The following is a 20,487-nucleotide window of genomic DNA, read 5'->3' as shown; positions in this document are numbered from 1 at the left end:
ATGAAAATGAACACATTATCCAAACTACTAGATTCCATTTCTTTTGAAAGCGCCTTAGAAAAAAATTCGCTACACCGCATATATGAAACACTGAACGGCACAGGTAAAGAATTATTTCCCCGAACGCTAAAAATATTCGGTTTCGCTAGTATTTCTTTGCTAATATGCTTGTTTTCGGGATATAACTGGTACGTGTTTCCGATTCTCGCATCCATAATAATTATAGGTATTTGCATTGGATATTTCAGAAGTAGTCTTTATTTCAAGAATGCTGCATACACGTTTTCTGTATATTTATTTGCACAAACTACCCTTGTTTTTTATATTACGTCTATTCAAATATCGGATAATCTAATGACAAATAGGATAGCGGCTTGCCTATATATTTTATTTGGGTATTGTTTATCATTTTACATCATCAAAATAAAGTTGATTGAAAATGTTCAAACAAAGTATTTGGCGAATGATGAAAAGCTAGGCAAGAAAAAAGGGGCAATAAAGGCTGTAAAAATATTATCTGCAGTTTTAGTGGGTTTTATAGTACTAGTAATTGTAGGTATGCAATTTTATCGAGTTAATAAATGGTGGATTGATGGATCTAATTCAGATGCTCTTTCGGGGTTAAACGGAACCTTGGCGGGAACAATTTTATCAGCGATTCTTGTAGTAATAGGTGTAGCAATTTTAGTTATCATCACCTTGCTTCCAACGCTTCTTTTAAATACAGTAGCTGTGGTAGATGGATGTATTTATAAAAAGTACGCAGAAGAATTTAGAAAAGAATATGAGTTCACAGAAAAAGAATGGTACGGCGAATAAACAAAAAAAGAAGTCCTCAACCGAGAACTTCTTTTTTTCTACAATTTTATCCATGCACACTAGCAAACTCCGCATCACGCAACTCAACGCGGCGAATTTTACCAGAATCAGTTTTCGGTAACGCCTCAACAAACTCAATCCGACGCGGGTATTTATACGGAGCCGTTTGTTCTTTCGTAAATGTTTGTAATTCGTGCACAAGATCTTCCGTTCCCTCGTAACCATCTTTTAAGACGATGAAAGCTTTTACGACCGTTCCGCGGATTTCGTCAGGGCTTGCGACAACAGCGACTTCTTTTACGGCTGGGTGATGTGTGAGCGCGTCCTCTACTTCGAACGGTCCAATCGTGTAACCAGAGCTGATAATAATATCGTCATTCCGGCCTTGGAACCAGTAGTAATTATCTTCATCGCGGATAGCGCGGTCACCAGAAACGAAATAATCACCGCGAATCGCTTTTTGCAAACGTTCTGGTTCTTTATAGTACTCTTTGAAAAGTGCTGGGAAGTCTCTACGCATTGCGATGTCACCAATTTCACCGACACCAACTGGATTTCCGTCCGCATCAATAATTGCCATATATTCTGGCATAATCGGTTTACCCATCGAACCAGGACGAATCGGCGTATCAACAAGTGTACCAATCAACAGCGTACTTTCCGTTTGGCCATAACCATCACGCACTTTAATATCAAAATTATCTTGGAAAACTTGAATTACTTCACGGTTTAGAGGTTCTCCTGCTGATACGGCGCTACGAAGGGAGCTTAAATTATGTTCGCGCAAATTATTAACCTTTGCCATTAAGCGATATTCTGTTGGCGTACAGCAGAGCACATTGATTTTTTCTTCTTTCAGTAAATGAAGTTGTTTTTCTGGAATAAAGCGGCCGTTGTAAATGAAGCCAGTGGCACCTTTACCAAGTACAGAAAGGAAAGGAGACCAAACCCATTTTTGCCAACCAGGACCGGCTGTAGCCCAAACGATATCGTCTTCGTGAATATCGAGCCAATGATCAGCAGCGATACGAATATGCGCGTAACCCCAGCCGTGAATATGTACAACGCCTTTAGGATTACCTGTTGTTCCACTCGTGAATGCAAGCAGACAAGCATCATCGCGCGAAGTTTCCACGCGTTCAAATTCGGTTGAAGCGGCTTCCATTAATGTTTCGTAGTGATCCCAGCCGGATAATTTCTCCCCAACAATGATTTTTTTCGAAACAGAAGGGATGCTTTCAATTTTATCAAATTCAGCAGTCATTCCATTGTAAGAAACGATTGCTTTTACGTTTGCATGGTGGATGCGGTATTCTAAATCGTGCGCTTTAAGTAGCTCGGATGCCGGGATGATAATGGCACCAGCTTTCCACAAGCCCATGTAAATTGCGTACGTTTCGAGTAATCTAGGTGTCATGACGATAACGTGGTCGCCTTTTTTTATGCCTGCGTCTTTAACAACATTGGCAAATTTGTTCGCTTGTTCAAGCAGGTGGCGGTAACTCCAAGTTTTTGTTTCGTCATGCTCATTTTTCCAAATTAAAGCAGTTTTTTCAGAACTGAATTTAGCAATCTCGTCAGTAATATTATAAAGTTCTGGAGCGATTAAATTTTCTGAATTCATAATGACTCTCCTTTATAAGTAGATTGTATATTTTGATAATTTTGTTTTAGTACCTAGTATTAATATATGGTAATATAAATGCTCTACGAAAGCAACTAAAGTGTTCCTGTGAAAATTTGAGCAGATTATTGCTACATACAATCCAAGCTATGCTAAAATAACAATGAGTGACTTTTAAGAAATGAGGTGCATAGATGGAACGAGCTTTCTTTATGCAACAAGCGCTTGAAGAAGCCGAGAAAGCACGAGAAATTGGAGAAGTTCCAATTGGTGCAGTTGTTGTTTTAGATGGAGAAATTATTGGTCGGGCGCATAATTTGCGTGAAACGAGCCGAAATGCAGTGACCCATGCGGAGTTACTTGCGATTCAAGATGCGTGTAAACATCAGAATTCATGGCGACTTAGCGGTGCTGAACTGTATGTGACGCTAGAACCATGTCCAATGTGTAGCGGTGCCATCTTACTTTCGCGGATTGAAAAAGTTTATTACGGAGCTAAAGATCCAAAAGCGGGAACAGCGGGATCGCTAATGAATTTACTCCAAGATGATCGATTTAATCATACCTGTGAAGTAGAAGCCGGATTAATGGAGCAGGAAAGTAGCGAAATGTTAAAAAGTTTTTTCCAGGATCTACGAAAACGGAACAAATTGAATAGGTCTTAATACTCATTATGCGAAATTGTACTTTTATATCCGTTATTGTGAAATAAAAAGCAATAAGCCTTACCAACATTTACAGCCAGATAATAATTGCGAAATTTATCACAATCTAACTAAAACAAAATAACATCGAAAGTACTAAATAAATTTGTCGTAAAATAGGATAAAATATACTCCATATAGAACTCATTATAAAGTAAAAATCTTTCTTAACTGGTTCCTGAATCTGTGAAAAACAAGGATTACATATTATTTTATCATGCTTTGTGAATTACAGAGCAACTGAACGCGTCACTTTGGGCGGTTTTTCACAAGATTTTTAAGGGAGAAGCACAAATCAGGGAACGAAGCAGTAATTTTTAGCACAAAAAGGAGGAGAAAAGGGTGGATAAACTATTTTTAGCCCGTTTTCAATTCGCATCAACAACGATTTTCCATTTCTTATTTGTACCACTTTCAATTGGACTTGTATTTATGGTTGCTCTTATGGAAACGTTGTATGTCGTGAAGGGAAAAGAAATTTACAAAAAAATGTCGAAGTTTTGGGGACACCTATTCCTAATTAACTTCGCAGTCGGTGTCGTAACCGGTATTATTCAAGAATTCCAGTTTGGGATGAACTGGTCGGATTACTCTAGATTTGTTGGGGACGTATTCGGAGCGCCACTCGCAATCGAAGCGTTACTTGCATTCTTTATGGAATCTACGTTTATCGGACTTTGGATTTTTGGTTGGGATAAACTTAGCAAAAAGCTTCATTTAGCATGTATTTGGCTGGTTTCAATCGGAACAATTATGTCTAGTTTCTGGATCTTAGCAGCGAACTCATTCATGCAACATCCGGTTGGTTTTGAATTCAAAAATGGTCGCGCGGAAATGAATGATTTCTTGCAACTTATTACTAATGGACAACTACTTGTGGAATTTCCGCACGTTATATTCGGGGCATTTGCCACTGGGGCTTTTTTCATTGCCGGTGTCAGTGCGTATAAGATGCTTAAAAAGCAAGATGTCGCCTTCTTTAAACGATCATTCCAAATTGCAATGGTCATGGCGGTAATCGGTGGTTTTGGTGTGGCTTTCAGTGGTCACTCGCAAGCACAATACTTGGTTAAAACACAACCAATGAAAATGGCAGCAACGGAAGGGATATGGGAAGATACAGCTGACCCAGCTCCGTGGACGATGATTGCCAAGATCAACCCAGAAGAGAAGAAAAACGAATGGGAAGTCAATGTCCCTTACGCGCTAAGTTTCTTATCTTACGGTACATTAACTGGTAGTGTAGAAGGTATGAATACGCTACAAAAACAATATGAAGAAAAATATGGTGAAGGTGACTACATCCCACCAGTTAAAACAGCATTTTGGAGCTTCCGTATCATGGTTGGCGCTGGTATGTTAATGATTTTATTCGCATTAATCGGTATCGTGCTTGCTTGGAAGAAAAAACTCGTTAATGCAAAATGGTATTTACGTTTCATGATTCCAATGATTGGATTCCCGTTCCTTGCGAACTCCATGGGTTGGATTATGACGGAAATAGGGCGACAACCATGGGTAGTTTTCGGTTACATGAAAACCGCTGATGCTGTATCGCCAAACGTTTCATCAGGACAAATTTTGTTCTCGATAATTGCGTTCTCGACAATTTATACGATTTTAGCTATTCTGTTGGTTTACTTGTTTATACGTGAAATTAAAAAAGGACCAGACGGACACAAACCAGAAAAAGCAGAGATTTCCGTAGATCCGTTTGATAAGGGGGATGAAAGCTTTGTCACTAAATGAGTTATGGTTTTTATTAATCGCCATCTTGTTCATTGGATTCTTCTTCCTTGAAGGTTTTGACTTTGGTGTTGGGATGTCTACACGATTTATGGCTAGAAATGCACTGGAACGCCGAGTGCTCGTTAATACGATTGGACCGTTCTGGGATGCAAATGAAGTTTGGTTACTAACTGCAGGGGGCGCGATTTTCGCCGCTTTCCCTAACTGGTACGCAACCATGTTTAGTGGTTATTATATTCCGCTAGTATTCTTATTACTTGCACTAATCGGCCGTGGGGTTTCTTTTGAATTCCGTGGTCAAAAAGATTCGCCGCTTTGGATAAAAACATGGGACTGGGTTATTTTCTTCGGTAGTATTTTACCGCCATTCCTATTTGGTGTATTATTTGCTAGTTTGATTCAAGGTATGCCAATCAATAGTGATATGGATATGTATGCTGGATTCTTTGATTACATTACCGTATTCTCCGTATGGGGCGGCGTAACGATTACGCTTATGTGCCTACTTCACGGATTACTATTTATTACTTTACGTACAGAAGAAGATATTCAAGATCGTGCTCGTCGTATGGCGAAACGTGTTTGGTTTATTACTGTACCAGCATTATTAATCTTTGTTGTACTTGCTTACTTCAATACAGATATGTTCCAAGTTAGACCTGTACTTGTACCGCTAATGATTGGAATTGTTGTCGTAATGTACTTGTTATCTGCTCTTTTCATCTGGAAAGATCGCGATATTTTAGCATTTACATTCGGCGGACTTGGAATTGTCTTCACGATTGGTACGATTTTCGTGTCACTATTCCCACGTGTAATGATCAGTTCTATCAACAGTGCGTTTGATTTAACGATAGAAAATGCAGCTTCCGGACAATATTCGCTAAGTGTGATGACGATAGTTGCCGTTACGCTACTGCCGTTTGTTCTTGGTTACCAAATTTGGAGCTACTATGTTTTCCGTAAGCGCGTTTCTAGTAAGGAGAAAATGACGTATTAATGGGAAAAGATTTAAGGAACTACAAAGGAATTAAAAAAATAATGGCGATTCTCGCAGTTTTCACGCTAGTTCAAGGTGCTGCGATTATCGTGATGGCGATAACTTTAGCTCGTGCAATTACTGATTTATTTCACGAGCACGCGTTTCAATCAGTCACAATGCAAATAGGTCTCTTCGCGGGGGCCTATTTCTTGCGTCATTTTTTGAATGTATGGAAAAAACAAATCGTTTACCGTTATGCTGCGAAACTCGCGAAAACCATGCGGGAAGAGTTGCTTGATAGTTTATTCGCGCTTGGACCGCGTTTTGCTCGTGCGGAAGGAACTGGGAAAGTGGTCACAATGGTTATGGAAGGTGTGGCGGACTTCCGAAATTATTTGGAACTGTTTTTACCTAAAATGATGAATATGGCAATCATTCCAGCCATGATTTGGGTGTATATTGCTTTTCAGGACTGGACTTCTGCTTTTATTTTAATGATTACTTTGCCGATTTTAATTGTATTTATGATTATTTTAGGATTAGCCGCGAAAAAACAAGCTGATTCACAGTTTGAAACGTATCGCGTGCTTTCTAACCACTTTGTCGATTCGTTGAAAGGTTTGGAAACGTTGCGATATTTGGGACTTAGTCACGACCATGAAGGGAAAATCGCTTCGGTTAGTTCGCGTTATCGTAAAGCTACAATGAAAACGTTACGTGTGGCATTTATGTCATCATTCGCGCTAGATTTCTTTACGATGCTATCAATTGCGCTCGTTGCACTGTTCCTTGGTCTTGGTCTTATTGATGGTAATATGAATTTGCCCATTGCGCTTAGTGTCCTAATCCTAGCGCCAGAATACTTTTTACCAGTTCGTGAAGTTGGCTCAGATTATCATGCCACACTTGATGGTCAAGAGGCTGGTCGCGTTATTCAAGGAATTATTGATCAAGCCAAAGCAGAAAAACCCGAAACAAATGCAATACCTTTAACAACTTTTGCTAAAAATACAGAATTCGCGTTTGAAAATATTACCGTGAAACATAGCGAAGAAGATGCAGATTCGCTTCATGAAGCCAATTTTACGGTAAAAGGATTTGAAAAAATTGGGATTATTGGTGCGACGGGTGCTGGGAAATCCACGTTGATTGACGTTTTGAGTGGCTTTTTGCCCCCGACTTCTGGAGATTTTCGTTGGAACGGGGAAAGTGGTGTTTCGCTTGCTTCGAGTGATTGGCAAACGCAAGTCACTTATATTCCGCAACATCCATACCTTTTCCATGATACAATCGCTGGAAATATTCGCTTTTATCATCCTAACTCTACAGAAGAGGAAATGAAAAAAGCAGCAGAATCTGCCGGTTTAAATCAGCTTGTGGCGGGACTTGAAGATGGTTATGAAACGCTTGTCGGAGAAGCTGGGCGGATGCTTAGTGGTGGGCAAGAACAACGTGTCGCGCTTGCTCGTGCTTTCTTAACGGATCGTCCCATTGTGTTAATGGATGAACCAACAGCGCACTTAGATATTGAAACGGAATATGAGTTAAAAAAGCCAATGCTAGATTTATTTGAAAATCGATTAGTCTTTTTCGCAACGCATCGCTTGCACTGGATGCTCGAGATGGACCGAATTATCGTTTTAGATCACGGGGCTGTGGTCGAAACTGGAACACACGAAGAATTACTTTCGCGTAAAGGTTTCTATTATAATTTAGTCAAAGCCCAATTGGAGGGAGTATGATGCGGAAAAGTAGCTGGATTATCCCATATATGAAAGAAAACCGTGGCTTGTTTTTACTTGTCATCTTCCTTGGAACACTAACTTTTGCCTCTGCTGGAGCACTTATGTTTACCTCTGGACATTTAATTTCGAAGTCATCCTTGATGCCGGAATCCATCATGGCTGTTTACATTTCGACAGTTGGTGTTCGTGCATTTGGTATTATGCGCTCCGTGTCACGCTATGTGGAACGCCTTTCGAGCCATTCACTTGTACTTCGAATTCTAGAAAAGATGCGTGTTCGCTTATATCGTTTACTTGAACCGCAAGCATTATTACTAAAATCACGTTATAAAACTGGCGATATTCTGGGCCTCCTCGCAGGTGACATTGAGCATTTGCAAAATTTTTATTTAACTACAATGTTACCAGCAATTGTTAGCCTCGTGCTTTACGCAGGAGTCGTTATCGCGCTAGGAGCATTCTCGATTCCATTTGCTGCACTCTTCGTGCTCTTAATTGGTCTCCTTGTGCTTGTTTTACCATGGGTATCACTGTTATATGCTCGCGGAAAGAACGCTTACTTAAAACAAGGGCGCAATAGTCTATATCAAAAATTTACCGATGCAGTGTTTGGTATTAGTGATTGGAAATTCAGTGGACGTGAAAAAACATTTATTTCTAACTACGAAAAAGACGAGGCAGATATGCTTCGAACAGAAAATAAACAGTTTCATTTTGTTAATTGGCGCGATTTCTTTAGTCAGTTAGTTGTTGGCTTTATGGTTATCGTGATGGTTTATTGGAGTACAGCAGAGTCACGTGACGGAGCCTTTTCTGGAACGATGATTGCTGCATTCGTTTTAGCAATAATGGCGCTAGCAGAAGCTTTTGTACCAGTTTCAAGTGCCGTCAGTGATAAATCATTGTATCAAGATTCGCTTGCTCGTTTAGATAAAATAGAAGATCCAATGCTACCGACTTTTGAAGAAGAAACAAAAGAAATAGAGCGAATTAACACGGAAAATGTTGTTTTAAAAGCAGAAAACCTAACTTTTGCTTACGATAAAAAGTCCCCCAAAATCTTAAATGGTTTTGACTTCACACTACAACAAGGTGAAAAAGTGGCAATTATCGGAAGAAGTGGAACAGGGAAATCGACTTTTCTTAAATTAGTTCAAGGTGCTCTGCTTCCAACGGCTGGAAAAGTAACCATGAACGGCGTAGAAGTAGAAAACTTGCGACCACAAATTCCTGAATTAACCTCGATGTTAAATCAAAAAGCGCATCTTTTCAGTACGACTGTTTTAAATAACATCCGTTTAGGAAATCAAGATGCATCAGACGAAGAAGTATATGAAGCGGCGAAAAAAGTTCAACTGCACGATTTTATCATGAGTATGCCAGATGGCTATCATACACAAATGAGTGAGATGGGTGAACGATTTTCAGGTGGCGAGCGTGGTCGTATAGCTCTCGCTCGGATTTTACTGCAAAATACGCCGATTGTTATTTTAGATGAACCAACAGTCGGTCTGGATCCCATCACAGAACGCGATTTACTAGCGACTATTTTTGAAACATTAGCAGATAAGTCACTTATTTGGGTAACACATCATTTAGTTGGGGCAGAAAAAATGGACCGGGTCTTGTTTTTAGAAGAAGGGAAGACATTAATGGAAGGGCCTCATGCCGAACTAATGGCAAAAGAGGCTCGCTATAAACGCCTATATCAACTAGATCGTCCAATCGAATTATAAATTTAAGGCTTGCTAAGTAGTCACTTAGCAAGTTTTTTTGTATCGCAGTTTTAATATTTGTAATAAAATTGTAATTTAAAATTGACTTTCATCACAATTCTGCTTATTATTAAACTAAGCAAAGTGAAAGGGGAATTTATTATGAAAAAATTCCACGGGTTAGTGCTCACTGCAGTATTGACTAGTCTAATCATCCCATTTTCATTGGCAGCAAGCGCTGAAACAAATGAAAATGGTAACAACGCAACGCCTATAGAAGAAAAAACGACAGAAGCTACTAAAAATATAATTACTGAAAAAAAGGCAGAACCAGCGAAAGATACCACTATAACTCCGCCGCAAAAAAGCAAAGTACAAACAACGATAGATATTACAGACTCACAAGAAGTCTACTCCTACGAACAAAATAGCAAAATTAACCTCAAAGATTTCACTGAAACATTAACCGAATACACCGATACAAAACTCACCAACTACCGCCTAGCAGCCAATTCTAAACTAAGTACTGCACATACAGGCATCCAAGAAGTCACACTACTTGGAGAAAATGAAGACGGAAATACAACCGCAGTTAAACTCAATTATTTAGTCAAAGAAAAAACGGCCCAACTAACTATTACAGATATGAATTTTGATTTAGAAACAAAAATTTTCACAGGTAAAACAAAACCCTTTGCCAGTGTATATATGAGTTCTCCTGAAGATGAAAACTTTGGAGAAGGAACTACAACTGCAGATAAAGATGGTCATTTTTATGCAGAATGGGCGACAACACCAAAACAAATTACAGCATACGCTTTTGATGAAGACGGTAATTTTAGTGAAGAAGTAACCTATCAAGTTCCAGCGAAAAAACAAAACGAAGCAGTCGTAACAGCTCCTGAAAAAATAAAGAAAATCGAAACAAAAAATGCAGTCAAAAGCGCAACCGCAAAACCTACACGTGTTGCAAAAGTTACAAAAGATGACAAAACCGATTTGCCAAGCACAGGTGACAAAGGTGCAGAATGGATTTTCGTTGTAGCGGGTGTTATAGTTATTCTTGTAGCAGTGTTATTACTTAGGAAACGAAAAAAATAAGTTAATTGCTATAAGGAATAACTCAAAAATAAGGAGCGAATAATGAAGAAGTTATTAAGCGGTTTAATTATTGTTTTAATGGTTAGCCTACTTGGTCACTCCTTTAACGCCGAAGCAGCATCCTACGAAAAAATCATTTATGACAAAGCAGTTAACCTAAAAGGGGTAGTAAATCAGTCAAAACGAAATGATGGTATTCATAGCAAAATGTACAAAACGAGTAGCAGTGTTAAGTATCTCGGTTCAGCTAAGAAATACGACAAGAAGACATTGATTATTACACGCGAAGGAAAAACAGCAAGAGCTAAATGGTATTATTGCAAGCTAGGAAATACTACAATCGGTTGGATTGACTCACGAGCCTTTACAAATATTGGCAAACCAACAATTGCTGACACCGTTCCAGCGCTTTGGAACAGTAAAAAAGCAATCATCACCACAAAACCAAAAAGCACCACAGCAACAACGTACTTTTTCCAAAAAAATAGTGCAGGAAATTGGTATGAAGTTCGTCATTTTACCAGTCACATTGGCAAATGGGGATTTGATCCAAAGTTCTCTGAAAAAAGTTCGGGCACTCCAGTTGGTGTTTACCGCACAGGGATTGCTTTTGGACAAAAGGGTAATCCTGGTACGAAGCTGACATTCAGAGCAATCACTAATCGAAGTTATTGGATTTCTAACTCTAACGACAAATCCTATAACACTTGGCAAGAACGTAATTCCTCCAGTTCTGCAGATGAAAAAATGAAGATTCCGCAGTACACATACGGAATGGAAGTGAAATACAACGCTAATCGTGTGAAAGGTAAAGGATCGGCTGTGTTTTATCATGTTGATTCACCAAAATACAATTACACATTAGGTTGCGTCGCTCAAAGTGAAGCCAATACAAAAGAAGTGCTTAAATTCGCGGACAAAAACACGCTTATTGTGCTAGGCGAAGAAAGCCGAATCAAAACTTTTTATGGTATCAACTAAGCTAGAGAATTTCTCTAGCTTTTTTTGTTTGGCGAAAAAAGCTAAGTAGCCCAGCCCCCAAATTTTCTTCATTTGACGTATAATAAAAAGAAACGAAAACGCGGGGTGAGTTGTTTGACGAGCAAATCATACATAATGGGCGTAGATATCGGAACTTCGAGCACGAAAGCAGTACTTTTTGATCAACGAGGAGAAGTGATTTTCCGGCAGGCGACGCATTATGAACTAATAACCGATGAAACTGGGAAAGCAGAAGAAAGTCCCACGGAAATTTTTGAGGCAGTGTTATCATCTATTCAAGCTGTAATGAAAAATGTGAATAAAAAAGAATTAGCGGGAATTTCGTTTAGTTCGGCGATGCATAGTTTAATTATGGTTGGAAGTAACGGAGAACTTTTGACTGAATGTATCACTTGGGCGGACGGACGAAGCAGTGATACGCTCGAAAAAGTAAAAAGGGATAATTACTTGTTTCAACTTTATGAAGCCACAGGAACGCCGATACACCCTATGAGCCCCTTTGCCAAAATCTGCTGGTTAAAAGAGGAAGCACCGACATTATATAAACGCGCAGAGAAGTTTGTTGATATTAAATCATATATCTTGTACCGCTTATTTGATGTTTGGGTGATGGATGAATCGTTAGCCTCAGGAACAGGGTTATACAATATTATGGAGCATGACTGGGAATTTGAAGCAATGGAAATTGTCAAATTGACCCCTGATTTCTTGCCAAAAGTTGTACCAGAAACATATCAATTAACCGGCGTGAAAAAAGATTATGCTGAATTAATGGGAATCCCAGAAAATTTACCATTCATTGTAGGAGGTAGTGACGGGGCGCTAGCTAATATTGGTATTCAAGCGACTGGTCAAAATGATGTCACAATTACAGTAGGAACAAGTGGTGCGGTTCGCAAACTTACCGACCGCTTCCAAATAGATTCACGCGGTCGGACGTTTTGTTACGGAGCTGGTGATGGCTACTTTATTGCTGGTGGCGCAGTGAATAATGGTGGGAAAGTAGTCGAATGGGGCCTGGAACAATTTGGTTCTGAAGAGGAAATTAGCAGGCGTGATTTCGCAAGCTTTATTGCAAAAATGGAGGAAGCTCCTCCAGGTGCTGCGGGTCTTTTATTCCAGCCGTATTTATTAGGCGAGCGCGCACCGTTTTGGACTAATGATATTCGCGGAGGTTTTGTTGGGTTGACGATTAATCATACAAAAGCCCATTTTATTCGAGCGATTTTGGAAGGTGTTGCTTTTAATCTTGCAGAAGTTTATGAGGCAGTTTCGGCTCCAGATGATATTATTTATGTCACAGGTGGGATTTCTGCGCATGATGCTTGGTGTAAGCTATTAGCAGATATTTTGAACCGTGAGATTCGTGTTCCGCATACGATAGAAGGCTCAAGTTTAGGCGCAGCAATTATTGGTATGCGCTCACTCGGGATTTTGAAAGATTTGAACCTAAAACATACACTGCCTATCAAAGCGGTATACCATCCAAGTGAGAACGTCCTTAAATATGCGGAATTACGTCTGATTTTTAAACAAGTAACCACACAATTAATGTCGAGCTACAGCCAATTAAATAGTTGGCAAAAGAAGTTTGATATTAACAGCTAAATTTTGGATTTCATGATATAATCACTAAAAGAAAAGTGATGACAAGGGGGAGAAAACCATGAATAAAAAAATAGTATGGATAGCTTTAACATTAGTAGGTATTTGTGTAGTTGGTACAATTATCGCAGCAATCATGAGTGTTTACTTACGTTAAAAAATATTTCCTTGTTCCCGCTTGCACTTTTTACACGAAAAAGGTACACTAGTAATTGAGCTCTTTTCAGAGTTTGCGCTAAATAATTTTTATTTGGCATTTAATTATTGGTAGCAAATTTGTCGTGCTAGACGGGGAGGTAGCGGCGCCCTGTAACCCGCAATCCGCTCTAGCGGGGTTGAATTCCTCATTTGAGGCATCGTAATTGTTTGGTCTGCCCTTGACAAGTGGTGTTGAAGGTTGGGTCTTGCGCAATGGGAACCTGTGAACCATGTCAGGTCCGGAAGGAAGCAGCATTAAGCAGTGCTTCTCATGTGCCGCGAGGTCGCCTGGCCCGAGCTAACTATCAGGGTAACGCAGATGATTGCATGTCGATGTGAGGTGCGCGACACTAATTTTAAATATATAAAAGACTATTTTGCTTAGCGCAGAGTAGTCTTTTTTCTACAAATCAGCCCCATCCTCAGAAAAATAATGTATAATGATCCATAAACTGGTACAATATAAAATAGTAAAGCAATTCATGACAAAGGATGAAAATAATGCAACAACTAAAATCAAAAAAGAAATGGCTGCCAGCTTTAATCATCGCAGTTTTTATAGGAATTATTATAATCTTAGCAATTATTTTTGGCTTTTTTCAACGCCAAGAAGTGTTTGACAAGTATGAAGTAGCTTACGAAATAGACGGCAAATTATATGAGGTCTTCCCGATTAGTGCGACAGACATTGGTGTAGATAAAAAATCCAAAGATAAAAATCTCTATTTCCGCGTGAATAGTTACTACAATATTGATTACTTATTCCGATTAGCCTATAAACAATATGAAATTAATGAACCATCTACCAATAAATATTATTCAGGTCTAATTGATTATAGCGTCGCGGATAATGCCTACGTTACCCAAAAAGACGTCTATATAACAAATAAAGAATCCTATGCAACCTATGATTTTTTCGACAAAAACGGAAAGAAAATCTATTCCTACAATCCGGAAGAAACATCCAATGATGACTATATCGTGCGCATTAAGCCGACAATTCTCCAAGGATACAAAAAAAGTGATATCGGTAGCTACGACGACTATCTAGATATTACAGCACTACTTAAAGACAAATTAGGCATGGACGTAAATGTCCGCGTGGATGAGGATAAAGAAATGGTCATCTTCTCTATTAAATAAAAAAGAGCATCCCAGGTGGGTGCTCTTTTTTATTTGTAAGTATATCTTAACAGAAATATATTTGTTTTTCTAAAAGTATAACATAATTTAAATGTTACTTAATGGTTGTTAAAAACCGCTAATAACTGAAATTCACTTCAAGCATTAGCACCTTGGTTTGCAACATTTTCTTATGCTATAATAAATTTAGTAGTAGTAAAGTGAAAAGGATGGTGGCTAAATCTCCAGGAACGAGGGTGACGCCTCTTGGTTATAGAAGGTTTTACTCCTAGAAAGGAATAGCCGTGTCTGTGTATGAAGCACTGACGTTTGCGGTGGTATTTGCCACCCTCGTCGTGATGATTCTCGACTTTAACAAACAAAAAAATAACCATCTGATCCACTTTAGCGAGCTGATCGATGGTTACTTCGTGTAATTATTAGTCTATGGCCGCCGTCTTTTACGCGGTGCTACTGCTTAGGGAGTCATGTTAGCGCATGGCTCTCTTTTCATTTATATGATATCATATTTTTAGCGAAATAGACAACCTTAATGGTTATACGTTAATTCATTATTAGAGAATTGATGAGAGATAAAAATATTTAAAAAAGGAATTTCAAAAGAAAAACAAGAATTCTCACTCTAAAAATTAGCAAAATAATCAATTGTTAAATAAATCACATACTAAGAGCATCCCAAGTGGATGCTCTTTTCTTCTATTAATTATCGTCTACTTTCTTTTCAACGTCTTGTTTCTTTTGTTCTTCAACAGTAGCTGGTTCTTTTATATCATCGGGAAACACAATCGAAAAATGTTCTTTTTTGACTACTTTGCTATTTTTTGATTCTTCCGGCATATCTCTTTTGACTGCCATAATTATCACCTCGACTCATTGGTATTACTTAGCTTATGCTCATTATAACACAAAATGAAAAACAGATAAATTAGTAAAACTGTGTAATGTTAACGCTTACTTACACAGTTTTTTCTGTATGTGTGTAATCTGGTTTCAAAGGCAAGAAAGATAACGTTTTCAAGAGATTACCGTATATTTTTTTCCTAATTTAGTACTTGGCACGAAAATTGCAATAGATTAAAGTGAATCTAAATGTAAGCCTTATCATGAAGCGGAGAGGAGGGCTCCCAAAATTTCACGAGGTCATGCAAAGATTCCATCTGGTTTGTTTTAGTAATGTGGATTACTAGGATAAAGTAAACAGATATAGCTGATAAACTTAAAGGGAGTTTATACATAAAAATTATATTTTGTTTAAAAGATGAGTGTTAAATAAAAAGGTTTACGGGAGGATAAAATATGAATGGATTAACAGCATTTTTAGAAAAGTATTTTGTGCCAGTAGCAGCAAAAATTGGTTCACAAAAACATCTAGTTGCGTTACGTGATGCTTTTATTTCAACAATGCCAATCACTATGGCTGGGTCAATTGCAGTACTTTTAAATGCGTTTTTTAGGGATTTTCCAACTGACTGGGGATGGACAGGATTTGTGGAAGCGATGCAACCACTTATCGGAATTAATGGATATGTATACAATGGGACGTTAGCAATTGTTTCAATTATTTTTGCCTTTTCACTAGGGTATAATTTATCAAAAGCATATGAAGTGGATCGATTAGCTGGGGGGCTAGTTTCTCTTGCTGCTTTTGTTATGAACTTAACTGTTACTGTAAGCTTAGATGCAGTAAAAGCTGCGATTGCGGCTTCTAATGCAAATTTTGATGTAAATACGTTACCAAAAGAATTTGCTGGAATTTACGGATTCTTTAGCTTAAGCCAAGTAAATGGTACCGGCTTGTTTACCGCAATGATTTTCGGTTTTATATCAACTATTATTTATGCGAAATTAATGCGTAGAAATATTATTATCAAAATGCCAGATTCTGTTCCACCGGCTGTAAGTAAAGCTTTCGCGGCGATCATTCCTGCGTTAGTTGCACTTTATGTTGTTGGTATTATTGACTGGGCATTCTTCAAAATCACAAATATGGACGTTATTACTTGGATTTCCAAAACAATTCAAGAGCCGTTATTATCACTATCGCAAGGGTACGGAGCTGTTTTACTAGTTACTTTCTTAGTACAACTACTATGGTTCTTCGGGATTCATGGTCCGAACGTACTTGCTCCGGTTCTAGAATCACTTTGGGGTACAGCACAACTACAAAACATTAGTGCGGCACAAGAAGGCGCTAAATTACCATTCGAATGGGTACGTGGTTCTTTCGATGCGTATGTATGGATGGGTGGATCAGGCGGTACACTTGTATTAATTATCGCGTTACTAATGTTCTCGAAACGAGCGGATGCACGAACAGTTGCGAAATTGTCTCTTGCGCCAGGTATATTTAATATTAACGAACCAATCATGTTTGGTTTACCGATCGTATTAAATACAATTTACTTAATACCATTCCTTATCGCGCCAATGGTAATGGTAACAATCGCTTACTTTGCAACAACACTTGGCATTGTTGGCCCAGTTAAAATTGCAGTAGTTTGGGTAATGCCGCCACTTCTGAATTCCTTCTTAGCAACTGGAGGAGATTGGATGGCACCAGTAATTTCACTCATAAATATGGTCGTCGCGTTCTTGATTTGGGTACCATTTGTTATTACCGCAAATCGCGTTGGTGTACCAGAAGAAGAGATGAAAGCTTAGAAAATAATAAGTTTCTGGCTAGGTGCAACTAAAGTGCGCCTAGCCAGTATATCATGTAGGAATTCCTGCACCATTTTTATTCATTGCAAGAAGTGAAAGATAAAGTTAAACTATAGAAAAGGAGGTTTTTTTAAATGATTATTCTTAATTGTCCAATGAAACGCGATTATATTACAGAATTACTTGAAACGCACGATAAAGACGGTGTAACTTTTAAAAAAATTGCTGAACAAGGTATGAAGCTTACTTTTGAAACAAATATTGAAGACGAAGAAAAGGCGGCAAAAATCGCCAAAGAAACAATTAAAGCAACTGAAATAGGTTCTGTACTCTATTTCCAAGTTAGTGTGGGTTGAAGATGAAAATTGTTAATGCACTATTTATTATTAGTATAGGTCTTATTATTATTATGTTTAGTCCTTCTTATGGAAAAGATGGGATGGCTAGTGTACCTCTTCTAGTTACAGGACTTGCGGTTGTTTTAATTGGCTGTGTATTCATCGTGCTAAAAATCCGTAAAGATAAGAAAGAAAAGAATTAGAAGGAGTCGATTAAAAAGTGAATGTCACACAGAAATTATATATTTCTCAAAAAGAATGCTTTGATACACTAGTTAGCTCTGCCATTTATGATGTAAAAAATGCCACTGGTAAAACGCTTCAGATGCGCAAACTAGAAGGATATAAATACCAACGAACAATGTCTAACGGTGCGCTGGCTACTACAAAAATTCTGAAAGTAACACCTAATGAGTTATATCAATTTGAAACAAGTAGCCGAGTAAACACACATACAACGACTTATACGATAAAGTCCACAAGCGAGACAACATGCGAAGTGACTTATAACGAATTAATTGAAACGGAAAAAACAATGAATAAAATGAATAATATTATTGTTGGTTTTATGTTTGGTTTTTTTCGGAAAAAACGTGTGAAAAATTTGCTGAAATCAATTGAACTTTCGGTTATTAATGAGAGTAAGAAGAAGCAGGAGAAACTGGCTGCTAAAAGTGAACAATAAGGATTTGGAATCGGGCTTTTTCGGGGGTCTGGTTCTTTTTTTGGGTTTTTGGTAGCGTGATTTATAGTGGTTTTTGAGGTTAGCCTGGGCAGGGTAGCTGTTTTTGGGGGTTAGCCTGACTCAGAATGGTTTGAAACTTCTGGTAAGGATTAAATCATCGCTGCGCTCAGATTTATATTGAAGAACTAAATCAAAATAAAGTACATTTTGAAAGTTCTTCAACAATACGTTATAATAAAACTACTAAAATGGTTTTAGGTGAAGGAGAGTGGCAGATGGCGTATCAGGCTTTGTATCGGGTTTTTCGGCCGCAGTCGTTTCAGGATGTTGTTGGACAGGAACATGTGACGAAAACGCTTAAAAATGCCATTGTGCAAAATAAAACTTCGCATGCTTATTTATTTTCTGGGCCTCGGGGGACGGGGAAAACTAGTGCGGCGAAAATTTTTGCGAAGGCGATTAACTGTGAACACGGTCATGATGGGGAGCCTTGCAATGAATGTGAGATTTGTAAAGGCACAACGGACGGTTCTATACCAGATGTTCTTGAAATTGATGCTGCCAGTAATAACGGGGTTGAAGAAATTCGAGATATCCGGGAAAAAGTGAAATATGCGCCAACTGTGGCGAAATATAAAGTATATATTATCGATGAAGTGCATATGTTGTCGACGGGAGCGTTTAATGCGCTACTAAAAACGTTGGAAGAACCGCCGAAACATGTCATTTTTATTTTGGCAACAACAGAACCACATAAGTTACCACTAACAATTATTTCGAGGGTACAACGCTTTGATTTTAAACGAATTACGACCCAAGATATTATTGGTCGTTTGAAATTTATTTTAGAAGAAGAAAAAATTCCTTATGACGAAAAAGCGTTGATGATTGTTGCGCGTGCGGCTGAAGGCGGGATGCGTGATGCACTTAGCTTGCTCGATCAAGTTATTTCCTACGGATCAGAAGAAGTTACCGTGGAAGATGCGCTTGAAATCACCGGATCTGTTGCGCAAAACCTGCTTACAAAATTAGTAAGTGCAGCATTTGATGGTGATGCGGCGGAAGCTATTTCAACATTGACAGCACTACTGGCAGAAGGGAAAGACCCAGTTCGTTTAGTGGAAGACTTACTCGTATTCTTTAGAGATGTGCTGCTATATCAAAAAGCGCCGGATCTGGAAGAGACTCTGGAACGAGCTTTGATTGACGATGATTTCGTCGCTTTGGCAAAACGAGCAGATTCACTTAAAGTGTATGAGTTTGTGAAAATTTTAAATACAGCGCAACAACAAATGCGTTTTTCTAATCACCCAGGTATTTATGTCGAAGTGGCGCTCGTGCAGTTAACACAAGCCGGACAATCAGCTGCAGGTGGTGGCGGAAATGCGCCGATAGATGCAGCTTCTGGAAGTGATCTCTCTGACTTAAAACGCCAAATGGAGCAAATGCATCAAGAGATACAAACGCTGAAAAAACAAATTGCCAGTGGAACCGGAGCAGCACCAGCTGATAAACCAACCCAAAATCGGGGAGGCTCTAAAAAAGCAATCAACAATGGCAAGCAATTTAAAGCCCCTATTGGCAAAATCAACCATGTGCTAGGCGAAGCTAAGAAAGAGAATTTACAGTTGATTCGTGGTTGTTGGGGTGAGTTATTATCCATGTTGATGGCATCTCAAGCAGCCCTTTTAAATGACGCAGAACCTGTAGCTGCATCTCAGGACACTTTTGTGTTAAAATTTAAGCATGAGATTCACTGTCAAATGGCGATGGATAATCCGAACTTTGTTGAAACCATCACGTCGAGTATTGCACGACTGACTCAAGTAAATTATACTTTTATTGGCATCCCAGAAGATCAATGGGCTGACGTAAGAGAAAATTTCCTGCATAGTCATGGTAGCGACGGCGATGCGGAGGACGGTGCAAATCCAGAAGCTAAAAAACCAGCGGAAGATCCTTTTGTTGCAGAAGCCGCAAAACTCGTTGGTGAAGATTTGCTTGAAATTAAAGATTAAAAAACAATAGAAGAAAGAGGAGATTATTCATGCGTGGAATGGGAAATATGCAAGGTATGATGAAACAAATGCAAAAAATGCAAAAGGAAATGGCGAAAGCTCAAGCTGATTTAGAAGCGCAAGAGTTCACTGGGACAGCTGGTGGCGGAATGGTTACAGTGAAAGCTACTGGTAAACGCGTCATTACTGATGTTGTTATAAATGAAGAAGTAGTTGATCCAGAAGATATCGAAATGCTACAAGATTTAGTACTTGCAGCAACAAATGACGTATTAAAACAAATTGAAGATACAACTTCACAAACAATGGGTAAATTCACACAAGGGTTAAACATCCCTGGAATGTAATATTGCTTGGTTTGAGACTCTTGGCTTGTATTCAAGAGTCTCAACTATTTT

The 20,487-nt window shown here is 38.7% G+C and carries 18 protein-coding genes and 1 other RNA gene; 17 read left to right on the top strand and 2 right to left on the bottom strand.

Going from position 1 to position 20,487, the window contains the following annotated elements; all coding sequences use genetic code 11:
- A complete protein-coding gene (locus HRK21_RS05325) occupies positions 1 to 819 on the top strand; it encodes a hypothetical protein (protein WP_236994543.1) in 819 nt (272 codons plus the stop codon).
- Between the two features lie 46 nt (positions 820 to 865).
- On the opposite strand, the gene mbcS is transcribed toward HRK21_RS05325, so the two are convergent.
- Positions 866 to 2,443, bottom strand: coding sequence for an acyl-CoA synthetase MbcS (mbcS, locus tag HRK21_RS05320; protein ID WP_070006599.1), 1,578 nt, complete (start codon positions 2,441 to 2,443; stop codon positions 866 to 868).
- A gap of 194 nt (positions 2,444 to 2,637) precedes the next feature.
- Between mbcS and tadA the strand changes: the two genes are divergently transcribed.
- The 10 genes from tadA (at position 2,638) to HRK21_RS05270 (ending at position 14,387) form a co-directional block, all read left to right on the top strand.
- Positions 2,638 to 3,108, top strand: a complete 471-nt coding sequence (gene tadA, locus HRK21_RS05315; protein ID WP_070006598.1) for a tRNA adenosine(34) deaminase TadA — start codon at positions 2,638 to 2,640, stop codon at positions 3,106 to 3,108.
- Between the two features lie 381 nt (positions 3,109 to 3,489).
- Positions 3,490 to 4,896, top strand: a complete 1,407-nt coding sequence (locus HRK21_RS05310) for a cytochrome ubiquinol oxidase subunit I (protein WP_003739915.1) — start codon at positions 3,490 to 3,492, stop codon at positions 4,894 to 4,896.
- Complete coding sequence (gene cydB, locus HRK21_RS05305) at positions 4,883 to 5,896, top strand: cytochrome d ubiquinol oxidase subunit II (RefSeq protein ID WP_003728599.1); 1,014 nt, start codon at positions 4,883 to 4,885, stop codon at positions 5,894 to 5,896. Before HRK21_RS05310 ends, cydB begins: the two co-directional genes overlap by 14 nt.
- On the top strand, positions 5,896 to 7,620 hold the full coding sequence (gene cydD / locus HRK21_RS05300; protein WP_070006597.1) for a thiol reductant ABC exporter subunit CydD: 1,725 nt from the start codon (positions 5,896 to 5,898) through the stop codon (positions 7,618 to 7,620). The genes cydB and cydD overlap by 1 nt, the downstream gene beginning before the upstream one ends.
- Entirely contained in the window at positions 7,620 to 9,359 is a 1,740-nt protein-coding gene (cydC, locus tag HRK21_RS05295) for a thiol reductant ABC exporter subunit CydC (RefSeq protein ID WP_070006596.1), read from the top strand. Before cydD ends, cydC begins: the two co-directional genes overlap by 1 nt.
- 141 nt (positions 9,360 to 9,500) lie before the next feature.
- The gene (locus HRK21_RS05290) at positions 9,501 to 10,439 is read left to right on the top strand and encodes an LPXTG cell wall anchor domain-containing protein (RefSeq protein WP_070006595.1); all 939 of its coding nucleotides are present in this window, start codon (positions 9,501 to 9,503) and stop codon (positions 10,437 to 10,439) included.
- 42 nt (positions 10,440 to 10,481) lie between these two features.
- Positions 10,482 to 11,420: a GW domain-containing glycosaminoglycan-binding protein gene (locus HRK21_RS05285; RefSeq protein WP_003728595.1), complete on the top strand. Its 939-nt coding sequence runs from the start codon at positions 10,482 to 10,484 to the stop codon at positions 11,418 to 11,420.
- 114 nt (positions 11,421 to 11,534) lie between these two features.
- Complete coding sequence (locus HRK21_RS05280) at positions 11,535 to 13,049, top strand: gluconokinase (RefSeq protein ID WP_069887447.1); 1,515 nt, start codon at positions 11,535 to 11,537, stop codon at positions 13,047 to 13,049.
- 276 nt (positions 13,050 to 13,325) lie between these two features.
- An RNA gene (gene ffs / locus HRK21_RS05275) (signal recognition particle sRNA large type) lies at positions 13,326 to 13,592 on the top strand.
- A 153-nt stretch (positions 13,593 to 13,745) separates the two neighbouring features.
- Positions 13,746 to 14,387: a hypothetical protein gene (locus tag HRK21_RS05270; RefSeq protein WP_069887446.1), complete on the top strand. Its 642-nt coding sequence runs from the start codon at positions 13,746 to 13,748 to the stop codon at positions 14,385 to 14,387.
- Between the two features lie 699 nt (positions 14,388 to 15,086).
- Here HRK21_RS05270 and HRK21_RS05265 read toward each other — a convergent pair.
- On the bottom strand, positions 15,087 to 15,242 hold the full coding sequence (locus HRK21_RS05265; RefSeq protein WP_070006594.1) for a hypothetical protein: 156 nt from the start codon (positions 15,240 to 15,242) through the stop codon (positions 15,087 to 15,089).
- Between the two features lie 441 nt (positions 15,243 to 15,683).
- Between HRK21_RS05265 and HRK21_RS05260 the strand changes: the two genes are divergently transcribed.
- From HRK21_RS05260 to HRK21_RS05235, 6 genes are all read left to right on the top strand, one after another.
- On the top strand, positions 15,684 to 17,048 hold the full coding sequence (locus tag HRK21_RS05260) for a PTS sugar transporter subunit IIC (protein ID WP_003730755.1): 1,365 nt from the start codon (positions 15,684 to 15,686) through the stop codon (positions 17,046 to 17,048).
- A gap of 134 nt (positions 17,049 to 17,182) precedes the next feature.
- Positions 17,183 to 17,404: a hypothetical protein gene (locus HRK21_RS05255; RefSeq protein ID WP_003728590.1), complete on the top strand. Its 222-nt coding sequence runs from the start codon at positions 17,183 to 17,185 to the stop codon at positions 17,402 to 17,404.
- Positions 17,405 to 17,406: 2 nt separating this feature from the next.
- The gene (locus HRK21_RS05250; protein WP_003728589.1) at positions 17,407 to 17,589 is read left to right on the top strand and encodes a DUF3188 domain-containing protein; all 183 of its coding nucleotides are present in this window, start codon (positions 17,407 to 17,409) and stop codon (positions 17,587 to 17,589) included.
- A 17-nt stretch (positions 17,590 to 17,606) separates the two neighbouring features.
- Positions 17,607 to 18,071, top strand: coding sequence for a DUF3284 domain-containing protein (locus HRK21_RS05245; RefSeq protein ID WP_003739909.1), 465 nt, complete (start codon positions 17,607 to 17,609; stop codon positions 18,069 to 18,071).
- 275 nt (positions 18,072 to 18,346) lie between these two features.
- Positions 18,347 to 20,089, top strand: a complete 1,743-nt coding sequence (dnaX, locus tag HRK21_RS05240; RefSeq protein WP_070006593.1) for a DNA polymerase III subunit gamma/tau — start codon at positions 18,347 to 18,349, stop codon at positions 20,087 to 20,089.
- Positions 20,090 to 20,118: 29 nt separating this feature from the next.
- Entirely contained in the window at positions 20,119 to 20,436 is a 318-nt protein-coding gene (locus HRK21_RS05235) for a YbaB/EbfC family nucleoid-associated protein (protein WP_003722063.1), read from the top strand.
- Positions 20,437 to 20,487 lie beyond the last annotated feature (51 nt).

The sequence above is a fragment of the Listeria monocytogenes genome (assembly GCF_013282665.1).
Classification (GTDB): Bacteria; Bacillota; Bacilli; order Lactobacillales; family Listeriaceae; genus Listeria; species Listeria monocytogenes_C.
Note: the sequence above shows the minus strand (reverse complement) of the source record. Positions and strands in the feature narration are given on the sequence as shown.

Bases quoted from the DNA above. Each gene is read 5' to 3' on its own strand.
- HRK21_RS05325 (WP_236994543.1), top strand. From the start codon at position 1: ATGAAAATGAACACATTATCCAAACTACTAGATTCCATTTCTTTTGAA.
- mbcS (WP_070006599.1), bottom strand. From the start codon at position 2,443: ATGAATTCAGAAAATTTAATCGCTCCAGAACTTTATAATATTACTGAC.
- tadA (WP_070006598.1), top strand. From the start codon at position 2,638: ATGGAACGAGCTTTCTTTATGCAACAAGCGCTTGAAGAAGCCGAGAAA.
- cydD (WP_070006597.1), top strand. From the start codon at position 5,896: ATGGGAAAAGATTTAAGGAACTACAAAGGAATTAAAAAAATAATGGCG.
- cydC (WP_070006596.1), top strand. From the start codon at position 7,620: ATGCGGAAAAGTAGCTGGATTATCCCATATATGAAAGAAAACCGTGGC.
- HRK21_RS05290 (WP_070006595.1), top strand. From the start codon at position 9,501: ATGAAAAAATTCCACGGGTTAGTGCTCACTGCAGTATTGACTAGTCTA.
- HRK21_RS05285 (WP_003728595.1), top strand. From the start codon at position 10,482: ATGAAGAAGTTATTAAGCGGTTTAATTATTGTTTTAATGGTTAGCCTA.
- HRK21_RS05270 (WP_069887446.1), top strand. From the start codon at position 13,746: ATGCAACAACTAAAATCAAAAAAGAAATGGCTGCCAGCTTTAATCATC.
- HRK21_RS05265 (WP_070006594.1), bottom strand. From the start codon at position 15,242: ATGGCAGTCAAAAGAGATATGCCGGAAGAATCAAAAAATAGCAAAGTA.
- HRK21_RS05260 (WP_003730755.1), top strand. From the start codon at position 15,684: ATGAATGGATTAACAGCATTTTTAGAAAAGTATTTTGTGCCAGTAGCA.
- HRK21_RS05255 (WP_003728590.1), top strand. From the start codon at position 17,183: ATGATTATTCTTAATTGTCCAATGAAACGCGATTATATTACAGAATTA.
- HRK21_RS05250 (WP_003728589.1), top strand. From the start codon at position 17,407: ATGAAAATTGTTAATGCACTATTTATTATTAGTATAGGTCTTATTATT.
- dnaX (WP_070006593.1), top strand. From the start codon at position 18,347: ATGGCGTATCAGGCTTTGTATCGGGTTTTTCGGCCGCAGTCGTTTCAG.
- HRK21_RS05235 (WP_003722063.1), top strand. From the start codon at position 20,119: ATGCGTGGAATGGGAAATATGCAAGGTATGATGAAACAAATGCAAAAA.